Here is a 2,180-nt window from a genome sequence, read left to right as displayed (position 1 = left end):
TTCCACCCATATATGAACTGCCATTTGTCATCAATTGAGGTAGTGTTTTATTCATGAAACTCTCTACTTGTGGTTTGTTTAGCACCACTTCACCCTCTTCTAGTAGATTAAGGAACTCTTTACCTCCTCTAGGTGTTTTAGTGCCCACATAGCCAGATTCGACGCATAAATTATAAATAATAAAAAGTATAGCCCTTATACTTGGTTCCACGTTTTATGTTTGTTCTTATCATGTCATCATTTACATGAACTCCAAGTTCTTCTTTAAAGAATCTACATAAGTTAGCCATTGAGGTAAACGTCTTATCCAATTCTAAAACTTTTAACGGCTTTGTTTTTCTTCCTGTTTTTCCACCTACAATAATATTGTTTGAGTAATCACACAAACCCATTGCTTCCCCGTTTTTTAGGTGTTTTATTATCGCTTCTCTTCCTAGTTTGAATTCTTTCATCAATGTTGTTGTAGATTTATCACCCAACTCCATATATCTTTTGCATATTTTTGAAATTGTGCTTGTTGATATATTTTCAAATATATTAGACCAACACAACTCTTCAAATTTGATAAAATTACAAAGTTCACTCTTCTTTAAATTACTTATGGTTTCATCTATTGTTCCTTTTCTTGTGTCTATTACTACGTAGTGTTTTATTCCATTTTTTCTAGCCACACTTTCTTTAAACAAGTCATTGTTTGATTCAACTTCAAATGTTCGACCCCCACTCATATGTTCAAAACAAGAGCCTTTATAATGTTGAGCACCATGTGTTTCTATTATACAATCAAATTCTTTTATATAGAAATCATACCTTCTCTTTTTTGACCAATCAAATTCTTTTTGAGTTTCAAATTCAACATTTGACTCTTTTAATACTGAAGCAACTATTCTCTCCCCTAATGGGATTGTTTCTTTGCAAATTGCACAAGAAAAACCTCTTGTAGCCAATTTGTGTACAACCATATTTTTACCAAGTCCACAATTGGGGCATATAAGTGAAGCCTTTTTGCTAGAACCATAACTAAATTTCTTTGAGTCCTCCTTGCTTTCAAAAAACTTTATCAAATGTGGGTGTGTTGTGTTTAAATCGTTTACTCCTAAAATAACATTATTCAAGACGTTTCCTCCTTTCTTATTATTATAATTGTTTTATTTGTTTATATTCGCTAAATATAAACGTGCATACGCACCTCATACTTTCATATGAGATTAGACTATTTCACCACCCACAGCATTATCTGTTTGGGGATACACTTTTCCTTCGCCAATAGCTTGCGATTTTACTCCCACTCCTGGGATAGTCGTTGAGGGCAAGACTCATCATCTTTTCCCTGCATGAACGTCCATTGTTTGTGAACACTTAGGATTTAACCATATGTTCATCTATACGTTTTTTCTACTTTCGTACCATCATATAAAGCTTATCTCATCCTTATATTGTGGTGTATAGCTTTAGGAGTTACCTGCATATATGTGTATTTTTCTAGGCACATTTCTGTACCAAGCGGGCGTCAAATTTTTTACCCGAGTGTCTGATTCCAATACCTTGACCTTTATTGATGTTGTAATCTTTCCCGCTAATTTTGACATACCAACTGCCATCTTTTTGAGACTTCCATGCCCCAATTTCTTTAGCAAGTTTTTCATTTTCTTTTGATAGTCTTGCTTGTTCCTCTTTACTAGCCCCATGCCAAGCTGATGAGTTTTCACTCATTTGTTTGATAACTTCATCTCTACGTTTAGCCTTTTCTTCAGCTATACTAGGTGGCTTATTTTCTTCCCTAACTTCTTCCTCAATTAGGTCTTTGTCAATGTCAATGTCGCCAAGTTTATCCAACTCTTTTGCAACATCCTTAATAGCATCAGCCATTTTATCAAATGCATTAGTTACACTTCCTACAGACCCGCCAAACTCATCCATAGCACTATTAGCCATGTTGACCATATCTTGAAGTTGCTTCTCTGTCATGCCTACATAATTCGCATTGTATTGAGATAGTCTATCATATAACTCTTTAGAATTGCCTTCAATTAGCTTATTGGCGTCTTCTCTAAGTTTACCTTCCTTAGCTAAGTAATCTTGAATTGCTTTAATTTGAGCGTCTAAAGCGTCTGTAGCAATCTTAGTTTGCTCATCAATTGCATCTTCCTGCTTCTCAATTGACTTCTCATATTGTAAGT

At 34.5% G+C, this 2,180-nt stretch carries 2 protein-coding genes; both read right to left on the bottom strand.

Features of this window, described 5'->3' with window-relative positions:
• Positions 1–170: 170 nt before the first annotated feature.
• Positions 171–1,115: a hypothetical protein gene (locus ACRDDY_RS02470; protein ID WP_438563389.1), complete on the bottom strand. Its 945-nt coding sequence runs from the start codon at positions 1,113–1,115 to the stop codon at positions 171–173.
• 367 nt (positions 1,116–1,482) lie between these two features.
• A partial coding sequence (locus tag ACRDDY_RS02465) for a hypothetical protein (RefSeq protein ID WP_438563388.1) occupies positions 1,483–2,180 on the bottom strand: 698 nt, incomplete at its 5' end.

Source organism: Clostridium sp. (genome assembly GCF_051656525.1).
Taxonomy (GTDB): domain Bacteria; phylum Bacillota; class Clostridia; order Clostridiales; family Clostridiaceae; genus Clostridium.
The sequence above is the reverse complement of the archived record's forward strand: the minus strand, read 5'-3'. Positions and strand labels throughout refer to the sequence as shown.